We start from the raw sequence: 16,506 nt of genomic DNA, 5'->3' as shown, positions 1-16,506 counted from the left end.
CGGTGCAAGAGCAGGAGAGCCGCGCCACCCGGTACACCACGCTGGCGGCAGGCGACGGTTTCCGGCACGAACTGGAGATCCGCCGGTCCCGGTTCATCACCGTCCTTCGGCGGACGCCTGACGAAACTGCGGCCAGGGACCTCGTGGCCGAATTGCGCCGCGAATTCCACGACGCCCGCCATCACTGCTCCGCCTTTATTGTGGGTCCGGACCGGACCGTCCAGCGTTCCAACGACGACGGCGAGCCATCCGGAACCGCCGGTGCTCCCATGCTGGAAGCGCTGGCGAAAAGGGAGACGCTGCCCGGGGTGACGGACCTCAGCGACGTTACAGCCGTCGTCGTCCGCTATTTTGGTGGTGTGCTGCTGGGCGCCGGGGGCCTGGTCAGGGCATATTCGGAGTCTGTGTCCACGGCGCTGGCACTGGCACCTCTGACGCACAGGAACCGGCTGCGGATCTGTTCCACCTCCGTGCCGCCGGGGCATGCGGGGCGGCTGGAGAATGACCTGCGGACTGCGGGGTTCACCCTGGGGCAAACCGCATACGGAGGCAGCCACACCATCCTGCGACTGGCCCTCCCGGACGACGCGGAGGCGATCGACGCCGCCAACCACCGCCTGCAGTCGCTGACGGCCGGAACCGCGACCCTGACGCTCGAAGGAACCGAATGGGTGGACACTGCGCATGGCAGTTGAACTCGCAGATGTGGACGAATCGGTCCTGACCGGCCTGTGGGAACTCGCGGTGCGGGACGCGGCCCCGGACGAGGTGACTCCCCCGCTGGGCGGTCCGGGCTGGAACCACGAACGGCATGAGTGGTTTTTGGCGTACCACCGTTCGGCGACCGGCCTGGATGGCCCGTCCGGCGAGAAATCGTGGGCAGTTATGGCCAACGGGGAGTTAGCAGGATCCGTGCGGCTCAAACGGATTCCGGCAGCCGAAGCCACGGGCGCCGGGGCTGGGGAGGCCGAAACCGGGATCTGGCTGGGCAGGAGTTATCGGGGCCGGGGCATCGGGTCGGCAGCATTGGCGCTGGTGCTGGCTGCAGCACGGGCTGCCGGCGTGTCCCGCTTATCCGCTTCGACCACCGGGGGGAACGTCGTTGCGCAGCACCTGCTTGCTGCGGCCGGGGCCACTCTTGAACCCGATCCTGAGGGAGCGGTGAGCGCCGGGTTCGTCCTTTAGCCGGGTGCTTTCCCTACCGGCTGTTGATGTCACGTGTGCCTTTGGGGAACGTTTCAAGGTCCCCCCAAATTGTCGTAGGGTGCTGGGATGATTCAGGTATGGAAGGGCCCCAGGATTACCTGACGCCGACGACGCCGAGTGGCACCGCCGCTTTCCACGGTGCGGGAGTGCAGGGCATGGTTGCCGTTGCTGGTTCGGTGCGGCCAGCCGCCCATGGGGCCGGGGTGCAGGATTTGGTGGCCGGGGTGCGGTCCTTGCGTCCGGCGGCCACGGGTGCGGGCCTGATTGACCAGATCCGTGGGTTGGAGGACCTGAAATCCACTGCGGCCGCGGCGCAGGCCCGCCTTAGCATCGCCTTTGACCACCTCGAACGGCAGCGCCAGGCCGGGGCCGGGGTCCCCGCCGCAGAGCAGGGCCAAGGCGTCGCGGCGCAGATCGCGTTGGCCCGACGCGAATCCCCCAACCGGGGCAGCCGTTACCTGGGACTGGCCCGCGCACTCGTGACGGAAATGCCGCACACCCTTACCGCCCTGGATACCGGCCAGCTCAGCGAATGGCGGGCCACCCTGATCGCAAAGGAAACAGCCTGCCTCACCACACACGACCGGGCCGCCGTCGACGAAGAACTCGCCCCGGACACCGGGACCTTCCACGGAGCCGGAAACAGGACCATCACCACCGCCACCAAAGCCGCCGCGTACCGGCTGGACCCGCTCTCCGTCACCCAACGCGCCACCCGCGCCGCCAACGGCAGACGCGTCAGCCTCCGCCCCGCACCGGACACCATGACCCTCCTCACCGCCCTCCTGCCCGTGGCCGAAGGCGTCGCCACCTACACCGCCCTCACCCGGGAAGCCGACACCCTAAAGTCCACCGGCGATCCCCGGACCCGCGCCCAGATCATGGCCGACACCCTCGTCGAACGCATCACCGGTACCCCCGGCGGAATCACCGGGATCACCATCAACCTCGTGATGACCGACCGGACCCTCCTGCAGGCCGACAGCGAACCCGCCCGGCTCCCCGGCTACGGAACCATCCCCGCCGGCTGGGCCAGGCACCTCGCCCGCCACGGGACAAAAACCCGCAACCCCGACGCGGCAAAGTTGAAGACCTGGGTCCGGCGGCTCTACACAGCCCCAAGCACCGGAGACCTCATCGCCATGGACTCCACCGCCCGCCTCTTCCCACCAGCCCTGCGCCGGCTTATCGAAGTCCGCGACGACACCTGCCGCACCCCCTACTGCGACGCCCCCATCCGCCACCACGACCACATCCTCCCCTGGCACAACGGCGGACCCACCACAATTGAGAACGGCGCCGGACTCTGCGAAGCCTGCAACCACACCAAAGAACAACCCGGCTGGAACACCACCGCCACACCACCCAAACCCAGCACACCCATCCCCCCACCCCAAGGCCGACCCAGGCACCACACCCAACTCACCACCCCCACCGGCCACACCTACCACTCAACCGCACCCCCACCACCAGGAACATCGCTGACACCGGGGCCGCGCACCATCGAGGCCATGCCCAGAGCGGGTACACCCTCATTGCTCCGACAACTTAAGCGGCGCCGGCTCCAACGAATCCGCGGGACGAAACCGGGTACGCCGCTCCCGCAGGGAGCCGCAAGCTGGATACCCCGAGACCTGGCCAAGTGTTAAACACAACAGGCCCCCACCAGAGGTGAAGGCCTGTTGTGTTGGCGCCGTTAGCTGGCGCCGGTGGCAACTAGTTGCCGGTGAGCTTTTCGCGCAGTGCGGCGAGTGCCTCGTCGGATGCAAGGGTACCTGCGCCGGCGTTGGACTCTGCAGCCGGCTCCGAGGAGTAGCTGGTGGTGCCGGAATCGCTGTCACCGGACGTTGCTGCTGCAGCGTCGTCGGCGGCGTGCTGGGTAACCTGCTTCTTGTGGGCTTCCCAACGGGTCTGGGCGTCAGCGTACTGCTGCTCCCAGGCGGCGCGCTGGTTCTCGTAGCCTTCAAGCCACTCGTTGGACTCCGGATCGAAGCCCTCGGGGTACTTGTAGTTGCCCTCTTCGTCGTACTCAGCGGCCATGCCGTAGAGAGCCGGATCGAATTCGGTGCTGTCGGCGTCGACGCCCTCGTTGGCCTGCTTGAGGGACAGCGAGATGCGGCGGCGTTCCAGGTCGATGTCGATGACCTTGACGAACAGTTCGTCACCAACGGAGACAACCTGCTCGGCCAGCTCAACGTGGCGCACGGCGAGCTCGGAGATGTGGACCAGGCCTTCGATGCCGTCTTCGACGCGGACAAACGCACCGAACGGAACCAGCTTGGTGACCTTACCCGGCACAACCTGGCCCAGGGCGTGGGTGCGGGCGAAGGTCTGCCACGGATCTTCCTGCGTAGCCTTGAGCGACAGGGAAACACGCTCGCGGTCCAGGTCGACTTCGAGAACCTCGACGGTGACTTCCTGGCCAACTTCGACAACCTCGGACGGGTGGTCGATGTGCTTCCAGGACAGCTCGGAAACGTGAACGAGGCCGTCTACGCCGCCCAGGTCCACGAATGCACCGAAGTTGACGATGGAGGAAACGACGCCGGGACGAACCTGGCCCTTTTCCAGCTTGTTGAGGAACGTGGAGCGAACCTCGGACTGGGTCTGCTCGAGCCATGCACGGCGGGACAGAACCACGTTGTTGCGGTTCTTGTCCAGCTCGATGATCTTGGCTTCGATCTGCTGACCGATGTACGGAGCCAGGTCGCGCACACGGCGCATCTCGACGAGGGATGCGGGCAGGAAGCCGCGCAGACCGATGTCGAGGATAAGACCACCCTTGACAACCTCGATGACGGTACCGGTGACGACACCGTCTTCTTCCTTGACCTTCTCGATGTCGCCCCAGGCACGCTCGTACTGAGCGCGCTTCTTGGAGAGGATCAGGCGGCCTTCTTTGTCTTCCTTGGTGAGCACCAGGGCTTCGACCTGATCGCCAACGGAGACAACGTCTCCGGGATCAACGTCGTGCTTGATGGAAAGCTCGCGGGAGGGGATGACACCTTCGGTTTTGTAACCGATGTCGAGCAGAACTTCGTCGCGGTCGACCTTAACGACGGTACCTTCGACGAGGTCTCCGTCGTTGAAGTACTTGATGGTCGCGTCGACAGCTGCGAGGAAGTCCTCAGCGGTACCGATGTCGTTAATTGCGACTACGGGGGTACCGGGCTTCTCGGTGGAGGTGATGGTCATGTAGTAGGGGCTCCGTTGTGGATAGTAAGTTGATCAGGCGACCACCACTTCCGGGTATTGACCTGGAGGCAGAGCACGGCGGATTGCCGGGTCATCCTGACTGCGGGATTAAACGTGCGGAAAAAAATTACGCACACGTAACACACGCCCGTTTATTCTAGTCGCAGCTCAACAGCCGGGTCAAAGCGGCGGTAGTACGTCCCCAAGGCGGGCAAACGTGGTTCCGCCGGCCAGGAGTTGCGGCAGTGCACGGCGGAAACCCGGGCCGGTGCCGCTGCCGGGCTTGTTGAAGTGCGCAATGACGATGTCCCCCGGCCGGACCCCGGCAAGGGCAGCAGCCACAGCCCCGGGTCCCAGGGTGGCGCCGCCGTCGGCATTAACGCTGAAGTTCACCGGCAGCATCCCCAACCTGCGCGTCATCCCGGCGGCCACCTCATCAAGATGGGCGGTGCCGGACCGGAAAAACCGCGGCTCCACTCCCGACGCTGCCCGCAGCAGCTCCAGGCAGCCCGTGAGTTCGTCATAAGCCTCCGCGACGGATCCGGTGCCGGGGATCCGGTACGCGGATTTGCCGACGACGGACAAGGGCCTGTGTGCCCAGCCGTGGTTTGCCAGCTCAAACAGCGGGTCGTGGCCAAGTTCAGTTGCCAGGCCAAGGTTCGCCTGGACCCAACGGGCATTGACGAACAGGGTCGCTGGCACGGCGAGTTGCCGGAGCAGCCCCAGCAGTTCCTGGTCCACCCCCGCGCCGCCGGGTCCACCGCAGGCGTCCAGGGTCAGCACCACCGGCTGTGCCGCGGACTGTGTCACCACGCCGGTGACCGCCAGGCCCCACTCGTTGGGATGGCGGCCGGCGAATTCCGCCACCAGTTGCTCCTTGGTGGGCGGCACAAAAGCGGGCGCGGACGGCGGCGCCGGCGCCGGAGAAGCTTCCTCCGGCACGGCATGGCCAGGCTCGGCAGCACCGGCAGCGCCGTGCCGGGCCTGACCAGGGTGCCCTCCGGGATCCGGTTGCCGGTCCGCCGGGCCGGCCGGATTGCCCGGCCCGGGCTGCCAGGGCGCCGAACACGACGCCGCGGCGGCCGCCACACCCACTGCCAAGCCAACCAACAATTCCCGCCGGCCGGCCAGCGCCGGTGCACGGTGATCCCCCAAGGATGTTCCTTTGTGAAGGCAGGGGCTCCTAGAAGTGGGTCAGGCAGTGCGTGGAACGCTCAACCGCAAACATCCCCCGTGCCTGGAGCGCCGCACCCTGCGTGTGTTCCCGGATCCGCCCAGCCGCCGCCAGCGTAACCGGGCTGACCGCGCCGAGGTAAATCGATGACAGGACAGAGACGTCAAGGTCCAGGTCGGCGGGCGTTTCCTCGGCAAGGCGTTCGACGTCGGCCTGTCCGCCTTCCACTGTAACGGCGAATGTTCCGCCGGCCAGGCCAAGCGGGTCACCGACGTTAATGACCAGCCGTCCGTCCACCGGGTAATGGCGCGCGGTGAGGGCGGCCGGAACGTCGAGGATCCGAAGCCACAGCATGTCCCGGACGTCCGAGGCATCGATGCAGCGGGGATCCGCGAGGGCCCAGGTGAGCGGGTCGTCCAACGGCGCCTCGTCCCACGTGACCCGTTCCACCAGGTCGATGGCGCCGAGGAACTGCCACAGCTCCAGGTAGGCGTCGTCGCTGGCCGCGAGGAAGTCCACTACTTCCACCGTGTAGGGCTCTTTCTCCCAACCCAGGAACTTGTAGGAGACGTAGCCGTCCACGGCGCCGGCAGGCCCGTAATGGAGGGCCACCTTGATGGCCGCATCTTCCTTGCCGTCCCGGCCCCGGGCCCCGGACACCATATGCCGGTACCACTCGTGCCGGCCCACAGACCCCGGCAACAGCCGGTGAACCTGTTCAAAAACTTCCGGGGCAAGGTCCAGCAGCTTCCGGGGATCGGCGATCTCCACAGTCCCGGTGGCCTGGTGGGCCAGGCTGAAACGGGCAGTGGTGTCCACCTTGACGCTGCGCTCAAAACTGGCCACGCCGAACCCGAAGCGCCCGTAAATGGTGCCCTCGGAGGCTGTCAGCGCGGCCATGGAGACTCCGCTGTCCTTGGCCAGGCGCAGGTCCTCAGCCATCATGCGCCGCAGCAGGCCACGGCGGCGGTGTGTGGTGCGCACCGTGACGGCGGTGATGAGGTGGCTGGGCAACGTCCTGCCGAACCCGATGTTCAGGGTCTTCCGGAAGGTGCCAAACGTCGCCACCGGAACTTCCGCCGGCAGGGACGACGCCGGCACATCCCCGACCTGGTAGACCCCGGTGTACTCCGGCTGGTCCGCCACCTTGATGGCCAGGGTGCCGGTGATGTGCTCCGTTGTCCTGGCCTCATCATGGAACCCGAACGCCACTGCCCGGGACCACGCCAGGGACTGGTCGAACCCCTCGCTACCCTCGGTTGCCGCCGGGAAGCGCCGGATCTCATAGTTATCACTCGAATTACTCACGATTCCGAGCCTAACCAATGAATCCGGCGCCTGACCAGCACCTGCGTCAGTGGCCGGCGTCGTACCAGCTGGGTCCTACGCCGATCTGCACTTCCAGGGGCACCGTGAGGTCCGCGGCGGCTGCCATCTGTTCCGTGACCAGCCGTTCCACGGCGTCCCGTTCACCGGCAGCCACTTCCAGCACCAGTTCATCGTGGACCTGCAGCAGCATCCGGGACTTCAGCCCCTGCGCCTTGAGCTCGGCGTGGACGCCCAGCATGGCGCGCTTGATGATGTCCGCGGCGGAACCCTGGATGGGGCTGTTGAGGGCGATCCGTTCGGCGTTTTCGCGCGCCTGCCGGTCGGTGCTGGTGAGGTCCGGCAGGTAGCGCCGCCGGCCTTCAATGGTGGCCGTATAGCCGTCGATCCGGGCCTGTTCCACCACGCCGCGCAGGTAGTCACGCACGGCGCCGAACCGGTCGAAGTAGTCCTTCATGAGGGTGCGGGCCTCATCAACCGAGATTTCCAGTTGCTTGGACAGACCGAACGAGGTCAGGCCATAGGCGAGGCCGTAGGACATGGCCTTGACCTTGGAGCGCATGGCGCTGGTGACTTCCTCCGTGGGCACGTGGAAGATGTTGGAGCCCACAAACCGATGCAGGTCCTCGCCGTCCTTGTAGGCCTGGATGAGGCCGGCGTCACCCGACAGGTGCGCCATGATGCGCATCTCGATCTGCGAGTAGTCGGCCGACAGCAGGCATTCGTAGCCTTCACTGACCACAAAGATGCCCCGGACCCGGCGGCCTTCCTCGCTGCGGATGGGGATGTTCTGCAGGTTGGGGTTGTTGGAGGAGATCCGGCCCGTGGCGGCTACGTTCTGCGCGTACGTGGTGTGGATCCGGCCGTCCGCGGCCACGGACTTCTTCAGCGATTCGATCATCTGGCGGAGCTTCGCGGACTCACGGTGCGCCATCAGCTGCACCAGGAACTCGTGGCCCGTTTTCTCCAGCAGGTTCTTCAGGGACGCGGCATCCGTGGTGTAGCCGGACTTGATCTTTTTGGTCTTGGGCAGTTCGAGTTCCTCAAACAGAACGGTCTGCAGCTGCTTGGGCGAGCCCAGGTTGACCTCATGGCCGATCGCCGCGAACGCCTGTTCCTGGGCGTGGTCGATCACCCGGGCGAGGTCGGCCATCTGGTCTTCCATCCGCTCCAGGTCGATCCCGATTCCTGCCAGCTCCATGTCCGCCAGCACCCGGCTGACCGGCAGTTCCAGCGTGGAGAGCAGTTCCTCGGACTGGCGTTCCTTCAGTTCGGCTTCGAAGAAGCTGCTCAGGGAACGCACGACGGCGGCCGCCTGGACCAGTGCGTCTGCCGCGGCGGTGTCGTCCCCGTCGAAGGAAAGCTCCAGTTGGCCGGCCTTCGCCGTGGCCCCGGGGAGGCCCACGTTCAGGTGGTGCTGGGCCAGTTCCGCGAGTTCGTAGGTCCGGCGGTCGGGTTCCAGCAGGTATCCGGAGATCGAGGTGTCGTCCACAACGCCTTCCAGTTCCAGTCCTCTCGCCGTCAGGGCCTTGAGCGCTGCCTTGAAGCCGTGCAGGACCTTGGGTTCCGCCGGGTTGCGCAGCCAGGCGGCCAGGATGTTTTCAGCTTCGGCGTCCTGCCCCTCCAGGGAGATGTAGGCTGCGCCGCCCTCGCGGACAATGGCCACCGCGGCTGCGTCCTCGCCGACGCGCCCCGGGATGAGGTCCACCGCAACGGCGGACCGCTGGCCGGTACCGGCGGCAAAGAATTCCGAGAGCCCTGCAGCGTCGGTTGGCGTGATGTACTCCGGGGTGGGGATGCTTTCCCGCTCGGCCGCGGGAGTGTCAGCTTCGCCGTACAGTGCGAAGAGGCGGGTCCGGATGGTCTTGAACTCCAGCTCATCAAACAGGTTTTCCAGCGCTGCCTGGTCCGGCCGCGGTTCGTACAGCTCGTCGAGCGTGACCGGCAGTTCCAGGTCCGTGTGCAGCCTGTTGAGCTTGCGGTTCCGCTTGACGGAGTCCACATGCTCGCGCAGGGCGTCGCCCACCTTGCCGCCGATGGCGTCGATGTTGGCCAGCACGCCTTCGAGCCCGCCATAGAGGTTGATCCATTTGGCGGCAGTTTTGGGCCCGACGCCGGGCACGCCGGGCAGGTTGTCCGCGGTCTCCCCCACCAGCGCGGCCAGGTCCGAGTACTCGGCGGGGGTGACGAAGTACTTTTCCTGGATGGCGGCCGCATCCATCCGGGGAATGTCGCTGACGCCCTTCTTGGGGTACAGCACAAAAACGTTGTCCGTAATGAGCTGGAACGCATCCCGGTCGCCGGAGACCAGCAGCACCTCATAACCGGCCTTGTCGCCCATGGCGGCGAGGGTGGCCAGGATGTCGTCCGCTTCGAAGCCGGGCATCTTGATGGTCTTGATGCCCCAGGCCTCCATGACCTGGCCGATGAGGTCGATCTGGCCGCTCATCTCTCGGGGGGTCTCGTTGCGGCCGCCCTTGTATTCGCTGTACTCCGCCTTGCGGTGGGTGGTTTCGTCGGAGACGTCGAACGCCACGGCGATGTGGGTGGGCTTCTGTTCCTTGATCAGGTTGATCAGCATGGAAGTGAAGCCGTGGATGGCGTTGGTGTGCTGGCCGTGGGCGGTGGAGAACTTGTCCGCGGGCAGTGCGAAGAAGGCGCGGAACGCCATGGAGTGACCGTCCAGGACCAGCAGCCGGGGCTGGCCCGTCAGTGGGACAACGGGGGCGTCAGTGGCCGAAACCGTTCCGGCGGCCGGAGGCGGTACCTGGTCCGTGGGGGCAGGGTCGCGCTCGAGGACCTGGGACGGGAAGGGGGCCGGTTTGGTTGTTTCACTCACAGGTGCCAGCCTAGTTGCCATGATGGACAATTTCACGCCCGGACCGTTCACCGCTGAACTGACGGCCGCCGGTATTCCCGAACACCTGCATGGTTGGCTTGGCAGCTTCGGGATCGGTGCCCTGGTGGTGAAAATGGAGATCCGGTTCCTTGAAATGAGCCCGGAACGCACGGTGGCCACCATGCCTGTGGCCGGCAACACCCAGGTTGCAGGGATCCTGCACGGCGGGGCGCACGTGGTCCTGGCAGAGACTTTGGGATCCTTTTCCGCAGGGATCCATGCCGGTCCCGGCCGGCATGCAGTGGGAATTGAGGTCAACGCCACACATCACCGCTCCATCGCCACCGGCTTGGTGACGGGAACCTGCACCGCCATCCACCTGGGCCGCACCCTGGCAACGCATGAAATCGTGATGACGGACGAGGCCGGACGCCGGCTCTCCACAGCCCGGATCACCAACATGATCAGGGACAACAACGGCGGCCGGGCCTAACCGGCCACACCCTCCGCAGCGGTTCCCAAAAGGTAGCGGAGCTCAACAATCCCGCGCCCCATGGTGCGCGAACCGCTCAACTCAAGGACCGGCGTCGGGCCCTGCAGTGGCAGCAGGCGCTTCCCGTCCCCCAGCACCACCGGGATGACCGACAGGATGATCTCGTCCAGCAGGCCGGCGGCTGCGAACTGGGCCGCCAGGTTGCCACCGCCAACCACCCAGATGTTCGCCCCGCCTGCGGCGCCGCGGAAGTCATCGATGAACTCCGCCACGTCGCCGCGGACAAACGTGATGTCCGCCCCCTGCTGGGCGCGGTGTTCATGCCGGGTGAAGACGTAGCTGGGTGTATCCGGGTACGGCCACGTGTCCGGTTCGTGTTCGATCAGCCATTCGTAGGTGCTGCCGCCCATAACGATGCTCCCCACCCCGGCCATAAACGCGTCGTAGCTTTCAGCGCCGCCCTCGAACCCGTCGAACTGCAGCAGCCAGGCGAGGTCGTCGGTGGGTGTGGCGATAAAGCCGTCGAGGGATGCTGCGACAAAGTACTGGATCCGTGCCATGGGGCCAGCCTAGCCAAGCGTGGGCGCAGTTCCCAGAGTGCGGGTGCTCAGGCCGAGAAGTACGGGATGATCAGGTACAGCCCAAAGAGGACTGCAAGCCCGCAGAGGCCGAAGCAGGCGTAGGCCAGGGCCCGTTTTATGCCCGGTGAGGCCTGCTCGGAGTCACCGGCGATGGCTGTGAGCCGGACGCCCAGCGAATAGAGCACCACCACGGTGACGGCGGAAACCAGGGTTGCCCCGCCGACTGTCAGCAGTTCCAACCATTTCATCGCTGGGTCTCCTTGAAGGGTGCGGTGCCGTCTGTGCCGTTGATTTCCGGCGTTGCGCCGGCCGGGTTTTCGGCGGCCGGGGTTTCGGGGGCGGCAGGGTTTTCGGCGGCCGGGGCGGCGGCAGCGCCTGCGCGGTTCCTTGCCCTGTCGCGGACCCGGGCCCTGGCCCGGGCGCGGGCCTCGGCCAGCGCCTTCTTCTTGGCGAAACGGACGGCCTGGCCGGCCTCTTCCACCTCGACGGCGTTGTGGTGGCCCACTTCGGACTTGCGGGAGTGCAGGAACATGTAGAGGACTGCTCCGATACCTGCCACGGCGGCAATCAGGACGCCAACGATGCCGGTCTTGACCAGCAGCGCCGTCAGGGCACCAACGATGCCCGCAGCCGGAAGGGTGAACAGCCAGCCCAGCGCGATCTTGCCCACCATGGACCAGCGGACGCTGGTACCGCGGCGGCCCAGGCCGGAGCCGATGACGGAGCCGGAGGCCACCTGGGTGGTGGACAGCGCAAAACCGAGGTGCGAGGAGGCCAGGATGGCGGACGCGGTGCTGGTTTCCGCGGCGAAACCCTGGGCGGGCTTTACTTCGGTGAGTCCGGAGCCCATGGTCCGGATGATGCGCCAGCCGCCGGAGTAGGTGCCGATCGCGATGGCCAGGGCGCAGGCGGCGATGACCCAGAACTGGGGTCCGGTGCCTGGCGCCTGGGTGCCGGCGGAGATCAGGACGAGGGTGATGATGCCCATGGTCTTCTGCGCGTCATTGGTGCCGTGGGCCAGGGCCACCAGGCTGGAGGTGAAGATCTGCCCGGTCCGGAACCCGCCGCGTTTCTGCGTGAGCTTGCTGCCGGTCTCCGGATCGTGCCGGGACGTCAGTGCATAAGCTAGCCGCGTGCAGGTGTACGCCACGATGCCTGCGATGAGGGGGGCGAAGATGGCCGGCAGGATGACTTTCTGCGCCAGGGATGCCAGGTTGATGGAGTTGAAGCCGATACCTGCGATCGCGGCACCGATCAGGCCGCCGAACAGGGCGTGGGAGGAGCTGGACGGCAGCCCCTTCAACCACGTGATCATGTTCCAGAGGATGGCGCCCATCAGGCCGGCGAAGATAATTTCCGGGGTGATCTGGACCCCGTCGGCGCCTTCGTTGATGATGCCGCCGGACACCGTCTTGGCCACCTCGGTGGACAGGAAGGCGCCCACCAGGTTCAGGATGGCGGCGAGGGTGACGGCAGTCTTCGGTTTGATGGCGCCCGTTGCGATGGGCGTGGCCATGGCATTTGCGGTGTCATGGAAACCGTTCGTGAAGTCGAAAAATAGTGCCAGTGCGATGACCAGCGCCACCATGAAGGTGATATCCACCTGTTGCCCAATCTGCAGAGTCGACGTTCAGCAATTTCGCGTTTCCGGCTGCCCCCGCACAGCATAATTCACCAGCTGTTCGCGGGGAATGACCTGCGGCGTTAACCAACCGGCGTGAAACCTTATCGATCGTACGCGTCCGGAAGGTCAGGTCAAAACAACCGGCGCCGGCCGGTAACCACCCCGCCCAGTGTCAGGCGGTGGTTTCGCGCGGCTGGCCGGTGTGGCCGTCAGGGTGCGTGGCGCCGGCAGCGAGGCCGGGCGCTGCTTTGGCTTCCAGGGCCGCGATGGTGACGTCCGGCAGGACGATCAGGCCATCGAGTTCACGCCGGGCGCGTTTGTAGGCCTGCTGCCGTTCGGCCGGGGTAGCCGCTGAATCCTCGGCGATCCGGAGCAGTTTTCGGGCGGTGGCAAGCCGTTGCCGTTCGGGGCCGCTGAACCTGCTGTCCTTGATGCGTTTAGCCTCGCGCTCGGCCAGGTCCAGCGCCAGCGCGAAGCTGTCGACGGCCTGCCGGTAGGACTCGAAGGCGGCTGGCGACGTCATGTCGGCGGCCGTGGTCGGGCGCTGGCCGTCCGCTTCCCGTTTCGCCCGGAGGAAGGCCACGGTGAGGGGCTCCCGGACGTCCGTCATCAACGGAAAGTCGATGAGTTTGCCGACGTCCAGTTCGTACTCGAGCCACCGCGCGTTGGTTGCGGTGTGCCGGACCAGGACGTCCGCCACCCGGGCAGCCGACGCCACTTCCGCGTCGCGGGACTGGTTCCGGAGGGTGTACAGCTCCACTTTGCGGCGGTGCCGGCGTTCGCCGGCCTTGCGCCACGAGTTGGCCCAGTGCCCGGCAAACGCACTCAGGGGAAAAATCAGCCACCATTTGTCGGATAGGAACTCAAAGAGGGACTCCACCGCACCATCCTTGCAGCAGCCCCGTCCCGCCTCAACCCCCCACGGACCGGCGAGGTGGTTGGTTCAGCGGCCCGGCTGGGAAGCTGCCAGGGCGTAGCTGCCCCATAACCCGGCGGCCAGGAGGAGGGCCAGGTACGCCAGGATCAGCCGGGTATCCCGGAGGTAGCAGTTCGACCGGGTCAGGCCCCGTCGCCGGGCTTTCCAGTAGCCGGCGAATCCGACGGCGGCGAACACGGCCAGTGCCACCGGGCCGGCAACCCAGCCCAGCAGGGCAATGGTCGCGAAGATGCAGAGCCGCAGCGGATCGAACGGCGGTGGGTCCGCCGGGTCCGTTCCGTGGCCGCGCCCCTGGCCGTGCAGGGCGGCATGTTTGGCGCGGACCAGTTGCGATGGCATTGGCCCGGCTGCGATCCGCCGGGCCTCCGACTCGGCGTCCATCAGTGCTCCCCGGCACTGGCCGGGACCTGGCGGACGGGGAGGAGCCGGGTGCCGGTGGCCGTGCTGATGCGTTGCCTGGCCAGGGCGGGCCACGCCTGGACAGCACAGAACGGAGCGCATTGGTGTTCGCCGGCGTCGCTCTTGGTGCCCACGTGGACGCAGCATTGCGTGAGCCGTTCCTCGATCATGGTGGAGATGTCCATAAAGGGCTTCACCATGATGCGGGTGATCCGTTCGCCCAGCAGCCGGCGCAGCCGCTGCTGCTGGCCTGGCAGTTTGCCGGCGGCCAACGTGGTCAGGGTGCCGATGCCGAGGTCGCACTGGGTGCAGATGTTTTTCCAAAGATCCATGGTCCGCGGGTGGGACAGCGATGACTGCTCGCTCAGGAGGTCCAGGAGGGAGGTCTTCATGAGGTTCCGCAGCTCGAGCGGGATCGCGCTGTCGGCGATGCGGTTGGCAAGGCCGTCGGGATTGAGTTCCAGCCACGCGAGCAGCTGGTCATGCCCGACGAGGGCTGCCAGCGAACGCCAGGCCCCGGAATCGTCCTTCAGCATGTAGCCCACGGATGCGCAATGCGGATGGGAGCACGGGAGTGCCGTCAGGTCGTGCCATGAAACCACCCCGCCGGTTTGCGCCGCGAGCCGTTCCAGGACGCCCGTGTGGGTGAGCCTGGCCGTGGGGTCGATGCCGTGGCCGCGCCCCGAACCGAACACCGGCTGCAGCGCAACCCCACCCACAAACGGGGTTTCCAGGGCCCGCATCACAACGGCGCCGACCTCACCATCGTTGACGCCAAGGGCCGCCGTCATGGTCAGGGTGGTGAAGACACCTGCCTCGGACAGGCGTGCGATGGCCAGGTCCTTGAAGCGGGTCAGGTCTCCCCCGCGGTGATGGATGGATGTTTCCCTGGACGGGCCGTCGTATTGGAGGTAGACCTCCACCCGGTCCCGGTGCCTGGCCAGCAGCGCCAGCAGTTCATCGTCGGTTGCGATCAGCATGCCGTTGCTGTTTACCATGATCCGCACGATCGGACGGGCTACGAGCTCGTCCAGGAGTTCAGCCAGCTGCGGATAGAGCGTTGGTTCGCCGCCGGAAAGCATCAGCACGTCGAGCCGCCCGTTTTCGCGGGACAGCCGGGTGTCAATGTTCGCGAGCACCTCGCTCAGCGGTGCCACCCCCTGCAACGTGGGGCCGGAGGCGGTGAAGCAGGTGGGACAGCGCAGGTTGCAGTGTTCGATGATGTCCTGCAGGAGGATGCAGGTGTGCTGGGTCTGCATGGCAGGCAGCCCGTATGCGTAGGCTTCGGGCACCTGGCGGTAATTGCCGGCCTGGTCCGGGATGTGCTGCTTGGTGGGGGCCTGCCATTTCTCCAGGTAGCGCAGGATTTCCGGGGACTCGTCATACAGTGTGCTGACGAGGCCGTGATCGGGGCAGCCGCGTTCCAGCCAGACCCGGTCATCGCGGATCAGCAGCGCGCCGGAGAGGCGCCGCACCTGCGCGAGCGGGGGGTTGGTTTCGTGGCAGTGGGGGCAGAATGCTGTGACGTAGCGGTGGATCCGGTCCCCGCGCAGCGGCTGGCCGGGGCCGGGCAGCGACTGTCGGGAGGCGAACGGCAGTGGATTCATCTCAGGCCCTTATCTGTGCGAGGTATCCGACGCAGATCCCGCCGCCGAGCAGCGTGAAGATTCCCAGGCCAATCAGCAGCCCGGCGCCCCACTTGGCTGTGGGTGGCCGGACCGCCAGCAGAATCGCGATGGCCAGGTAGCCTGCGATGGGAATCAGCACCACAGGCCCACTCAGGTACCGCACCGGCTGGGTGGGATCGGCCGTGGTCTGGACTGCGCTGAAAATAATCGGTCCGCCGACATAGAGGCCGTAGAGGACCACTGCCCCCACGAGGGTTCCGACCCCCAAGGGACCGAGCCAGGGTTCAGCGGGGTCCTCACCGTTCCCGGTAAAGCGGTTGTTCCTGCTCATGCCACCCGTCCTTCCAGCCTGGGGCGGCGGGGTTTCCCGAACACCCGCTGCATCCGCCAGGACAGCAGGGGGAGAATCACCAGCAGAAACCACTGGGGCCGGCTCATGCCCAGCCACAGCACCTCGTTGCCCCGGACGAATTCGACGCCGAACCGGAACAGCGCGTAGGCGCTCACATAGCAGATTAAGAGGTCGCCTGGACGGGGCAGGCGGTCCCGGTACCGCCACATGAGCGCAAAGGCGGCTGCGTGGAAGGCAATCTCATAGGCAAAGGACGGGTGCAGTCCTACCCCGGGCAGCCCGCCCAACAGCGCCGCCTGTGCCGGCGTGAGCGATATGCCCCAGGCCTGCCCGGTGGGGGTACCGGGCAGTTCCGTGAGGAGGCAGCCCACGCGTCCAAGCACCAGCGCCAACGCCACCGCGGGTGCCAACAGGTCGCCGGTGGACCCGCGGTAGCCCGTCAGCCGTTTCCCCAGGTGCACACCAAGCCAGGCTCCGACCAGTCCCGCGAGGATACTGCGGTCGCCGTTGCCCCACCACTCGGCCAGGGAGACCTGGCGGGAAACGTCCCAGGTGAGGACTCGTGAGCCGATTGCCCCGAACGCGATGGCGAAACCCGCAATGGGCCACAGGCGTGGGTCGGTCAGGCCCCGGCGGCGCTTTTCGTAGCCGTAGAACAGCAGGGCCGCCAGGATGCCCAGGCCCAGCAGGCAGGCGTGCACCAGTGGGTCCCCGGCGAAGGGAAGGCCTGTCATGGCCGGTGTGCAGCAGTG

The 16,506-nt window shown here is 66.5% G+C and carries 16 protein-coding genes; 4 read left to right on the top strand and 12 right to left on the bottom strand.

Translation table 11 applies throughout. The annotated features are described in order from the left end of the window. The first annotated feature begins 2 nt into the window (after positions 1 to 2). From QRN07_RS02510 to QRN07_RS02500, 3 genes are all read left to right on the top strand, one after another. Positions 3 to 695: an IMPACT family protein gene (locus tag QRN07_RS02510; protein ID WP_285240279.1), complete on the top strand. Its 693-nt coding sequence runs from the start codon at positions 3 to 5 to the stop codon at positions 693 to 695. After that, positions 685 to 1,185, top strand: coding sequence for a GNAT family N-acetyltransferase (locus QRN07_RS02505; RefSeq protein WP_050684789.1), 501 nt, complete (start codon positions 685 to 687; stop codon positions 1,183 to 1,185). The genes QRN07_RS02510 and QRN07_RS02505 overlap by 11 nt, the downstream gene beginning before the upstream one ends. A 176-nt stretch (positions 1,186 to 1,361) precedes the next feature. After that, entirely contained in the window at positions 1,362 to 2,855 is a 1,494-nt protein-coding gene (locus QRN07_RS02500; RefSeq protein ID WP_285240358.1) for an HNH endonuclease, read from the top strand. Between the two features lie 67 nt (positions 2,856 to 2,922). On the opposite strand, the gene rpsA is transcribed toward QRN07_RS02500, so the two are convergent. From rpsA to polA, 4 genes are all read right to left on the bottom strand, one after another. Next, on the bottom strand, positions 2,923 to 4,401 hold the full coding sequence (rpsA, locus tag QRN07_RS02495; protein WP_050687814.1) for a 30S ribosomal protein S1: 1,479 nt from the start codon (positions 4,399 to 4,401) through the stop codon (positions 2,923 to 2,925). A 180-nt stretch (positions 4,402 to 4,581) separates the two neighbouring features. Then, on the bottom strand, positions 4,582 to 5,556 hold the full coding sequence (locus tag QRN07_RS02490; protein ID WP_050687815.1) for a polysaccharide deacetylase family protein: 975 nt from the start codon (positions 5,554 to 5,556) through the stop codon (positions 4,582 to 4,584). Positions 5,557 to 5,584: 28 nt separating this feature from the next. Beyond that, positions 5,585 to 6,883 (bottom strand): GNAT family N-acetyltransferase, encoded by a 1,299-nt coding sequence (locus QRN07_RS02485; protein ID WP_050687816.1) that lies wholly within the window; start codon positions 6,881 to 6,883, stop codon positions 5,585 to 5,587. A gap of 46 nt (positions 6,884 to 6,929) precedes the next feature. Then, positions 6,930 to 9,572, bottom strand: coding sequence for a DNA polymerase I (polA, locus tag QRN07_RS02480; RefSeq protein ID WP_056600472.1), 2,643 nt, complete (start codon positions 9,570 to 9,572; stop codon positions 6,930 to 6,932). 187 nt (positions 9,573 to 9,759) lie between these two features. On the opposite strand from polA, the gene QRN07_RS02475 reads away from it, so the two are divergent. Then, positions 9,760 to 10,233: a hotdog fold thioesterase gene (locus QRN07_RS02475; protein WP_050687817.1), complete on the top strand. Its 474-nt coding sequence runs from the start codon at positions 9,760 to 9,762 to the stop codon at positions 10,231 to 10,233. Here QRN07_RS02475 and QRN07_RS02470 read toward each other — a convergent pair. From QRN07_RS02470 to QRN07_RS02435, 8 genes are all read right to left on the bottom strand, one after another. Further along, positions 10,230 to 10,793, bottom strand: coding sequence for a dihydrofolate reductase family protein (locus tag QRN07_RS02470; RefSeq protein WP_285240278.1), 564 nt, complete (start codon positions 10,791 to 10,793; stop codon positions 10,230 to 10,232). The genes QRN07_RS02475 and QRN07_RS02470 overlap by 4 nt on opposite strands. A 47-nt stretch (positions 10,794 to 10,840) precedes the next feature. Next, positions 10,841 to 11,062 carry a hypothetical protein gene (locus QRN07_RS02465; RefSeq protein WP_050687819.1) on the bottom strand — a complete coding sequence of 74 codons (222 nt, stop codon included), beginning with the start codon at positions 11,060 to 11,062 and terminating at the stop codon, positions 10,841 to 10,843. Beyond that, the gene (locus QRN07_RS02460) at positions 11,059 to 12,417 is read right to left on the bottom strand and encodes an inorganic phosphate transporter (RefSeq protein WP_235504744.1); all 1,359 of its coding nucleotides are present in this window, start codon (positions 12,415 to 12,417) and stop codon (positions 11,059 to 11,061) included. Before QRN07_RS02460 ends, QRN07_RS02465 begins: the two co-directional genes overlap by 4 nt. 193 nt (positions 12,418 to 12,610) lie before the next feature. Beyond that, positions 12,611 to 13,318 carry a hypothetical protein gene (locus QRN07_RS02455; protein ID WP_050687807.1) on the bottom strand — a complete coding sequence of 236 codons (708 nt, stop codon included), beginning with the start codon at positions 13,316 to 13,318 and terminating at the stop codon, positions 12,611 to 12,613. Positions 13,319 to 13,381: 63 nt separating this feature from the next. Continuing rightward, positions 13,382 to 13,756: a hypothetical protein gene (locus QRN07_RS02450; RefSeq protein ID WP_157371007.1), complete on the bottom strand. Its 375-nt coding sequence runs from the start codon at positions 13,754 to 13,756 to the stop codon at positions 13,382 to 13,384. After that, positions 13,756 to 15,381, bottom strand: a complete 1,626-nt coding sequence (locus tag QRN07_RS02445; protein WP_056600432.1) for a radical SAM protein — start codon at positions 15,379 to 15,381, stop codon at positions 13,756 to 13,758. Before QRN07_RS02445 ends, QRN07_RS02450 begins: the two co-directional genes overlap by 1 nt. Position 15,382: 1 nt before the next feature. Next, on the bottom strand, positions 15,383 to 15,733 hold the full coding sequence (locus QRN07_RS02440; RefSeq protein ID WP_056600434.1) for a hypothetical protein: 351 nt from the start codon (positions 15,731 to 15,733) through the stop codon (positions 15,383 to 15,385). Continuing rightward, positions 15,730 to 16,488, bottom strand: a complete 759-nt coding sequence (locus tag QRN07_RS02435; protein WP_056600436.1) for a prolipoprotein diacylglyceryl transferase family protein — start codon at positions 16,486 to 16,488, stop codon at positions 15,730 to 15,732. Before QRN07_RS02435 ends, QRN07_RS02440 begins: the two co-directional genes overlap by 4 nt. Between the last annotated feature and the right edge of the window lie 18 nt (positions 16,489 to 16,506).

This window comes from Pseudarthrobacter sp. MEB009 (assembly GCF_030208875.1).
In the GTDB taxonomy this organism is placed as follows: Bacteria; Actinomycetota; Actinomycetes; order Actinomycetales; family Micrococcaceae; genus Arthrobacter.
Note: the sequence above shows the minus strand (reverse complement) of the source record. Positions and strands in the feature narration are given on the sequence as shown.